9 protein-coding genes and 2 tRNA genes are annotated in these 8,324 nt (G+C 28.1%); 5 read left to right on the forward strand and 6 right to left on the reverse strand.

The genetic code is table 11. From position 1 onward, the window contains the following. The first annotated feature begins 1 nt into the window (after position 1). The 4 genes from AJN69_RS05380 to AJN69_RS05395 all read left to right on the forward strand — a co-directional run bounded on the left by AJN69_RS05380 (position 2) and on the right by AJN69_RS05395 (position 4,196). Positions 2-77: transfer RNA gene (locus AJN69_RS05380), tRNA-Val, on the forward strand. Positions 78-128: 51 nt separating this feature from the next. Continuing rightward, positions 129-205 (forward strand) — tRNA-Asp (locus tag AJN69_RS05385). A 67-nt stretch (positions 206-272) separates the two neighbouring features. Beyond that, positions 273-659 carry a hypothetical protein gene (locus tag AJN69_RS05390; protein ID WP_044779481.1) on the forward strand — a complete coding sequence of 129 codons (387 nt, stop codon included), beginning with the start codon at positions 273-275 and terminating at the stop codon, positions 657-659. A gap of 24 nt (positions 660-683) precedes the next feature. Beyond that, positions 684-4,196, forward strand: a complete 3,513-nt coding sequence (locus tag AJN69_RS05395; protein WP_070287871.1) for an acyl-[ACP]--phospholipid O-acyltransferase — start codon at positions 684-686, stop codon at positions 4,194-4,196. 7 nt (positions 4,197-4,203) lie between these two features. Here the strand turns inward: AJN69_RS05395 and AJN69_RS05400 are convergent, their stop codons facing one another. From AJN69_RS05400 to AJN69_RS10350, 5 genes are all read right to left on the reverse strand, one after another. Then, positions 4,204-5,115 carry an AEC family transporter gene (locus AJN69_RS05400; RefSeq protein ID WP_002861688.1) on the reverse strand — a complete coding sequence of 304 codons (912 nt, stop codon included), beginning with the start codon at positions 5,113-5,115 and terminating at the stop codon, positions 4,204-4,206. A 450-nt stretch (positions 5,116-5,565) separates the two neighbouring features. Beyond that, positions 5,566-5,727 (reverse strand): helix-turn-helix domain-containing protein, encoded by a 162-nt coding sequence (locus AJN69_RS10075; RefSeq protein WP_153882520.1) that lies wholly within the window; start codon positions 5,725-5,727, stop codon positions 5,566-5,568. Beyond that, entirely contained in the window at positions 5,720-5,959 is a 240-nt protein-coding gene (locus AJN69_RS05405; RefSeq protein WP_044780280.1) for a helix-turn-helix domain-containing protein, read from the reverse strand. The genes AJN69_RS10075 and AJN69_RS05405 overlap by 8 nt, the downstream gene beginning before the upstream one ends. Before the next feature lie 16 nt (positions 5,960-5,975). Next, positions 5,976-6,338, reverse strand: a complete 363-nt coding sequence (locus AJN69_RS10345; protein WP_250540854.1) for a 3'-5' exonuclease — start codon at positions 6,336-6,338, stop codon at positions 5,976-5,978. Further along, entirely contained in the window at positions 6,313-6,831 is a 519-nt protein-coding gene (locus AJN69_RS10350; protein ID WP_250602279.1) for a hypothetical protein, read from the reverse strand. The genes AJN69_RS10345 and AJN69_RS10350 overlap by 26 nt, the downstream gene beginning before the upstream one ends. A gap of 689 nt (positions 6,832-7,520) precedes the next feature. Between AJN69_RS10350 and AJN69_RS10630 the strand changes: the two genes are divergently transcribed. Continuing rightward, positions 7,521-7,877 carry a site-specific integrase gene (locus tag AJN69_RS10630; RefSeq protein WP_148116010.1) on the forward strand — a complete coding sequence of 119 codons (357 nt, stop codon included), beginning with the start codon at positions 7,521-7,523 and terminating at the stop codon, positions 7,875-7,877. A 130-nt stretch (positions 7,878-8,007) separates the two neighbouring features. Here AJN69_RS10630 and AJN69_RS05425 read toward each other — a convergent pair whose 3' ends face one another. Further along, positions 8,008-8,295, reverse strand: a complete 288-nt coding sequence (locus tag AJN69_RS05425; RefSeq protein WP_172671472.1) for a hypothetical protein — start codon at positions 8,293-8,295, stop codon at positions 8,008-8,010. Positions 8,296-8,324 lie beyond the last annotated feature (29 nt).

The following is an 8,324-nucleotide window of genomic DNA, read 5'->3' on the forward strand; positions in this document are numbered from 1 at the left end:
AGGTCGCTTAGCTCAGTTGGTAGAGCGCCACCCTTACAAGGTGGATGTCATAAGTTCGAGTCTTATAGTGACCACCATTTTATAAAATCATAAATAGGTTTTATAATCTCTACTTCTTTACTTTGGATGCAGCGGTAGTTCAGCTGGTTAGAATGCCGCCCTGTCACGGCGGAGGTCGCGGGTTCGAGCCCCGTCCGCTGCGCCATCTTGCTTGGTAACAATTTTATAAGTATAATTTGCAAAATAATAAAAAATAGAGCTAAGGAAAAAAAATGCTTATTATTGGACATAAATTATTAAAAAATTTAGATTTTTCTTTTATTGAAAGTGTTGAAGAAGTTAAAGATAATAAAGTTTATTGTATTGTTTATGATGAAAAATTGATTTCTTATTTAAGTCAAAATGATTTTGAATTTGCTATTTTAGTGCAAAATAAAGACGAGATATTTTTAGCCAATGCTTTAGGAGCTAAATTTTTGCTATGCAATGATAAAAAACTTGCAAAATTTGCTAGCAAGGTTGCAGAATTTTATGTTTTTGATAGTAGGGTTTTAATGATTGTTGATAAATTAGAGAATTTTAAAAAATTTTATAAATTAAAAATCGATGGAATTATTTTAAAAGATAATATAGATAATTTTCCTAAATTTGTAAAATAAGTGCTAATTGACGAGGTTTAAATAATGCAAAAAAAATCTTTTTTGAAAATTTACGGATTAATTCCTTTTTTACTTATAGCATTCATCAATGCTTTTGTGGATTTGGGACATAAAATTATTATTCAAAATACTATTTATAAGGCCTATGAAGGAAGCGAGCAGTTATTTTTAAATGCTATAGTTAATGCTTTGATTTTACTTCCTTTTATTCTTATGCTTTCTCCTTCGGGTTTTTTAGCGGATAAATATCCAAAAAATATTGTAATGAAAATTTCAGCAATTTTCAATGTTATACTCACTTTAATAATTTGCATTTGTTACTATAGCGGTGCTTTTTGGATGGCTTTTATTTTTACTTTTATAATGGGAGCACAAGCAGCGATTTATTCACCAAGCAAATACGGTTTTATCAAAGAACTTGTAGGAAAAGACTTTCTTGCTATGGGCAATGGTGTAATTAATGCAGTAAGCATTATGGCAATCTTAGCAGGAATGGCTTTATTTTCTTTAAGTTTTGAAAGTCTTTATAGCTCTACGTATAATCAAACAGATGAAATTTTAAAAGAAGTAGCGCCTTTAGGAATTGTGCTAATTTTATTTTCTTGTATCGAAGTATTTTTTGCGTGGCGTTTACCTAAGCTCAAACAAACAAATAAAGATTTAGTTTTTAATAAAAAAGACTATATTCATGGAAAACTTCTAATAAATAATCTTAAGCTTGTTTTTAAAAATAAAACTATTTGGCTTTGCATAATAGGAATTTCATTTTTTTGGGCTATATCTCAACTTTATCTTGTTAGCTTTCCTGTCTTTGTCAAAAATGAACTTTTCATAGAAAATACTTTTTATGTGCAAATTTCACTCGCTTTTTCTGGTATAGGAGTGATTTTAGGCTCTTTAGTAGCTGGTAAATTTTCAAAAAATTATATAGAACTTGGACTTATTCCACTTGGTGCATTGGGTATGTTTTTAATGGCTTTTTTAATGCCTTATTTTATAAGTTTATTAAGTTATAGTTTTTTATTTTTCTTTTTTGGATTTTGTGGAGCTCTTTTTATCGTTCCTTTAAATACTTTAATCCAATTTCATGCCAAAGAAAATGAATTGGGGCAAATTCTTGCAGGAAATAATTTTTTTCAAAATATTGCCATGTTAGGATTTTTACTCTTAGCAACTTTATTTGCAAAATTTGAAATCAATGTGGTTTATTTGTTTTATTTTATTACTTTAGTAACCTTTATAGGAGGTTTTTATATACTTTTAAAATTTCCCTTTTCTTTAGTGCGTATACTTTTAAGCATAGCTTTTTTACAACGATACCGCTTACTTGTAGAAGGTTTTGAAAATATACCAGAAAAAGGCGGAGCTTTGCTTTTGGGTAATCATATTTCTTTTATTGATTGGGCTGTTGTACAAATGGCAATTCCAAGAAAAATTTATTTTGTTATGGAAAGAAGCATTTATTCTAAATGGTATATTAAATTTTTTCTTGATAAATTTGGCATTATTCCTGTATCAAGCACGGGAAGTAAGACGAGTTTAGAACTGATAGCAAAGCATATCAAAGAAGGTAATTTAGTTTGCTTGTTTCCTGAAGGTACACTTTCAAGACATGGACAATTAAATGAATTTAAAGCAGGATTTGAATTAGCTTGTGAATATTTAAGCGAAGATGATGGAAAAATTATTCCTTTTTATATAAGAGGACTTTGGGGTAGTGCTTTTTCAAGAAGCGATGAAGAATTTTCAGCAAGAAACCGCACTTTAAATAAAAGAAAAATTGCTATAGCTTTTGGTAAAGCCATGCCTTTGCATTCTAAAAAAGATGAAGTTAAAGCTAAAGTTTTTGAACTTTCTTTTATGGCTTGGAAATCACAATGTGAAGCTATGCATACTATAGCAAGAGCTTGGATAGATACAGCTAAAAAAAATCTAAATCAAATAGCCATTATCGATACGCTAGCTGGAGATATTTCTTATAGAAAAATGTTGAGTCTTAGTTTAATTCTTAATTTTTTTATTAAAAGAAAATCCAAAGAATTAAATATTAACCCTCAGCGTGGAAGTTACGCTCCTAAAGAGGAAGCTATAGGAATTTTATTACCTGCTTCTTTTGCAAGTTCTTTAACCAATCTATCTGTTTTAATCGCAGAAAAAATTGCAGTAAATCTTAATTTTACGGCTGGAGAAAAAGCTCTAAAAGCAGCTATAAAAAATGCGCAAATTTCACAAATTTATACTTCTAAAACTTTTTTAGAAAAATTAGCAAATAAAGGTATAAACCTAAATTTCGATACAAATATACATTTAATTTATTTTGAAGATATTGTAGAAGATTTTAAAATGCAAAAAACTAAAATTTTTAGCATGATGTTAGCAGTTAGTATCATGCCTAGTTTTATACTCAAAAGCATCTTCACTCCTTCAAAAAACAATCTTGCCATCGCAGCTATTTTGTTTAGTAGCGGAAGTGAGGGTTCTCCAAAAGGTGTTATGCTCAATAACCGTAATATTTTAAGCAATATAGCACAAATTTCTGATGTGCTTTGCACAAGAAACAATGATGTCATTCTCTCATCTTTACCACCTTTTCATGCTTTTGGACTTACCGTAACTACATTTTTGCCTTTGCTTGAAGGTATTAAAAGTATCACTTTTGCAGATCCAACTGATGCCTTAGGGGTTGCCAAAACTGTTGCTAAAAATAATGTCACTATTATGTGTGGAACTTCAACCTTTTTAGGAATTTATGCAAGAAATAAAAAACTTGATGCTTTAATGTTTGAAAGCTTAAGAATAGTTGTATCAGGTGCTGAAAAACTAAAAAATGAAGTAAGAACTGCTTTTGAAATGAAGTTTAAAAAAAGCATTTTTGAAGGTTATGGAGCTACGGAAACTACACCTGTAGCGAGTGTAAATTTGCCGAATCGTTTTGATGCGGATTATTGGCTTATACATCGTGCCAATAAAGAAGGAAGTGTAGGAATGCCTCTACCTGGAACTGCGGTACGTATTGTTAATCCAAATAATTATGAAAATTTAAAAACAAATGAAGATGGACTCATACTTATAGGCGGTCATCAAGTTATGGTAGGCTATCTTAATAACAAAGAAAAAACCGATGAAGTTATTAAAGAAATTGATGGCATAAGATGGTACAACACGGGAGATAAGGGACATTTGGATGAAGATGGTTTTTTATATATTGTCGATCGTTATTCTCGCTTTGCAAAAATTGGCGGAGAGATGATTTCTTTGGGTGTAATAGAAGAAGAAATTGCCAAATTTATAGATACTGAAGTGGTTAAATTTTGTGCCACATCTTTAGAAGATGAGAAAAAAGGGGAACAAATTGCTTTACTCATAGAATGTAATAATGAAATTTTTGAAAGAGTATGTGAGATTATAAAAAATTCTAATATACCTACACTTTTTAAACCTAGATATTATTTTCAAATAGAAAAAATTCCCCTCCTAGGTTCAGGAAAAGTTGATCTTAAAAAAGTTAAAGAATTAGCTAAAAATTTAGCCATATAATTTGAGCTTATAACAAAGCCCAAATTAAAATTGGCATAGAAACAAAAGCAAAAAGAACTCCAAAGGCTACAGCACTTACGGCTAAATTGCTATCTAGTTTAGCTTTCATTACCATAGCTCCTGCTAAGGTCATAGTAGGAGCTGCGCTTTCTATAATAGCAACAATGGTAGAATTTTTTAATTCTAAATTAAATATTTTTAAACAAAATACAAAAAATAAAGGAGCTAAAATCATTTTAGCAAAGATGACAATTACTGTAGGTTTGTAAGAGGTTTTAATCGCCATAAAGCCAAGTCCTAAACCTATGGCAAAAAGTGCAACAGGGGTTGCAGAAGCGCCAAATAAACGAATAGGAGAGAAAATAAATTCAGGTAAAGTAATTAATTTGCACAAAAAACCAAAAAGCAAAGCTAAAAAAGGTGGAAAACTAAGAATTTTTTTAACATTAGCAAGTAAACTGACTTTTTCTCCATTTCCCAAAGAAAGTATAAAAGGTCCAAAAAGTGATATAGGTAAAGTTGTGGCTAAAGCATCGTAAAATATAACTTCAGCGCTAAATTGTGGGTCATTAAATATACCAGCAACAATAGGCATACCCACAAATATAGTATTTCCAAAACAAGAAAGCAAAAACATACTGACTAAAGTTACTTTAGAAAAATGAAAAACTTTTCCAATAAGAATAGCAAAAAAAGCTGCTAGTATACAGCTAAACAATCCAATAAAAATAAAAATAATCAATGAAAAATCAAAATTTAAATGATATGCTTTATCGAAAATCAAACAAGGTAAAGCAAAAATAATAGCAAAATCTAAAAAAGTCCTAGCTTGTTTTTGTTTTAAAACGCCAATTCTTTTGGCAAAATATCCGCCTGCAAGTAAAATAAAAATTGTAAATAATGGTATAAAAACAAACATTGAATAATCCTTTTTAAGGGATGGTTTTTGAAAACGGATAGAATTATATTCTTTATACTTAAAAAAAATCTTAATATTTTTTAAGTTTTTTAAAAAAACCAATATTTTTTATTTTTTGTAACTTTAAGAAATTGTAAGTTGAAATTTGATTTTGAATAGTTGGTATTTTAAGTTGAATGATTATAATTTTAAATAATGGTGCGGTTAGCGAGATTTGAATAATGCTAATAAAAACACTACTATACAATATTTATAAATAGCATAAAAATAAAAAGTTAGGATAAAAGTTAGGAAAATTATAAACATTATGTTTATTCCTATTTTTTTAATATTTTTACCATTGTATTTAAAAGTGTATATTAAAGAGTTGATTGAATATATACCGCTCCCGCTAAAAGAAGCGAGAGCATAGGCGAGTGATTGATTGTTATATATTGTTTGAATTGGAGTTTAATTTTTTTCAATTTCTTCAAGATTATATAATGGTTTTCTTACATTTGTACTAATTTTATATTCCTTAATATATCCTGACTTAACCCAATTTCTAATTGTTAGGATATTTACATTAAGCATCTTTGCTATTTCTTCTCTATTATAATATTTTTCAACCATTTTTCCTCTCCTTTTTTTTGGGGGGGGGGTCTTCTATTTTCTGAAAATCGAGAATGGTTTCTTTTGATATGTAATAACCTTTTTCTAATTTAAAGCTTTTTAGAACACCTCTTGAGTTCCATACACGAACTGTTGTATGGGTTACAGAGTACATTTTTGCAACTTCATCGACAGAATAATAAGTTTGCTCTTTAAAGCTTCCATCTTCTTGTAGTTTTTTAATTATTTTCATTCTATTGTTATCCTTTCTAATTTTTTTCTATAAAATCTTTTTCAAGCAAATAATCTTTGTTAATGTTTAAAGAATTTTTAGCTCTTGTAACTGCCACATACAAAAGATTTAATTCTTCTTTTGCTATGGTAATTTGTTCTCTTTCTTCAAGTTCTTGCTTGATGTTTAAAAAATCATCAATAATTTCAACATTATTCCACTCTAAACCTTTGCTCTTGTGTCCTGTACTTAATATCAAATCAGCTTGTTCTTGTTTTTTAACACAACTTTTTTCAATATCTTTAATAAGCTTTATAATATCGCTATGCACATATTTAAAAAGAACAAATATTTTTTGTTTTAAGTCAACCTCTTTAGTTAGTTTCGTTGATATATTCAAGAAGTTCTTTTAAGTCGGCAAATTTTGCAATAAACTGATTTTTGATATATTTGTGTTTTTTAAACAGAAGATTTTGTATGTCTAATAACTCATCAAAACTATAACTATTCACCCCTCCCACAAAAAATAATTTTTTATTCAAATTTTTTACTGCTATATCAAATAGTTTAGCATTGGTTCTACATATTATAGCTTTTGCTTCATTTTCATCATTTCCCTTTCTTGGTTTTAGCGTTCCTTTAAAATCTCTTGGGGCATTTAAAATTCCCAAATAAGAATTGGCAATAGTAGCTATGCTTTGTGGGCATCTAAAGCTTTGAGTTAGATATAAAATATGAGATTTTGGCATAGATGCTAATACTTCTAAGGAATTTACAGCACCTCTGAATTTATAAATGCTTCGGAATGTATCTCCTATAAAAACTTTTTTAGCTTGCTTTTGGTTAAGAACAATGTCGATAACACAAGCGTTGATATCCTGTGCTTCATCCACTAAAATAAAATCATATTCTAGCTTTGGTTTTGTAAGTTGAATTAAAAGAAGTTATAAATAATTATTTGTATAGTAAAGAACTTGAAAATATAGATTTTACATCTATAAAATTGTTTGAAGGACTAATTGCAAAATATAAATTTTTTACACTGAAGATAAATTAAATACAATAAAACTAAAGTTTTATGAAATTGTTGGAATAAAACTTAAAAACATCAATAAGATAAATCAAGATAAATATTTATTATCAATTTCTGATGTTGTATGTGGATTATATGAAATTTTATTTATATAGATAATATATATTTAAAGAACACTTTATTGTTTTATAGGCGTATTTTACTAGAATTTGTAGAATATTTATTAGAATATCAAGATGAAATGCAAATAAACGATATAAAAACGACTTTTTTAGTCAATTTTATTAATTATTTAGAAAAAATGGCAATAAACTATCAAAAAAACAAAAATAACTTATTTGAGAGTATTAACTAGCTTTTTTTCTTTTATAAGCGATAATAATGATGATTTGTTTGTTTTTTCCTTTGATATGAAGAAAATTAGATTTAGAACAGAAAAATCAGAAGAAAATTAAATTATCTTAATGAAAATGAAATTATAAGGCTAAATAATGTTTTAGAGAAAGAAAAAGCAAAAAAAGAAGTTTACAATAGTTTTAGAAAAAACTTATGCTTTATGGAGGACTTAGAATTTCTGAAGCTTTAAATGTAAAACTTTGTGATTTTGAAGAGGTTGATGATGAAATATTAAAAATATCCATAATAGGCAAGGGCGGTAAAGAACAATTTGCATTTATTAAAAAAGAAGAAGTAGATGATGAGCTTGAATATTTTAAAGAAAATATCCAAGATAGTGATTACATAATGCAAACTAGCACAGGAAAACATTTAAATAGAAGCAATGCTTTTTTGATTGTAAATAATATTTACGCTAAAGCTTTGATCAGCAAAAAAGGACTTCATTTGCTTAGACACACTTTAGCCATGAGATTAACAGCCAAAGGAACAAACCTTGTGGAATTCTAAGACATGCAAAACTAAATACTACTGCTATATATGCCAAAGCAACAAATGATACAATAAAAGCTGCGTTATTGAATAATTAATTTTTCTAAAATTGAGTATTTGCATAGACTTCAAGAAGAAGTCTATGTGTTTAAAATTGTTCTAATAAAAGTTTAGGTTCTCCGCCAAGTATTTTGATGAAATTTGCAATTCTTGATTGTATTATTTCTACGGAATACATACCTCCTAAACCGCCTAAAGCATAAAATAATTCTTCGAAAATGTCTTCTTTGTTAAATTCAAGTTCTTCTATGTCAATAAGAACAGGAGTTCGGCTACATTTTTGTAAATTTTGATATATTTTGACTAAAATCTTGATTTTTTGTAGATTACTTTCAGCCTCTAAATAAGAATTTAAGTGTATTATTAGGGTTTTTATGAGTTTTTCTCTATTTTCTTTATTTTCAA

Origin of the sequence: Campylobacter sp. BCW_4338 (assembly GCF_001763255.1) — a bacterium.
In the GTDB taxonomy this organism is placed as follows: domain Bacteria; phylum Campylobacterota; class Campylobacteria; order Campylobacterales; family Campylobacteraceae; genus Campylobacter_D; species Campylobacter_D jejuni.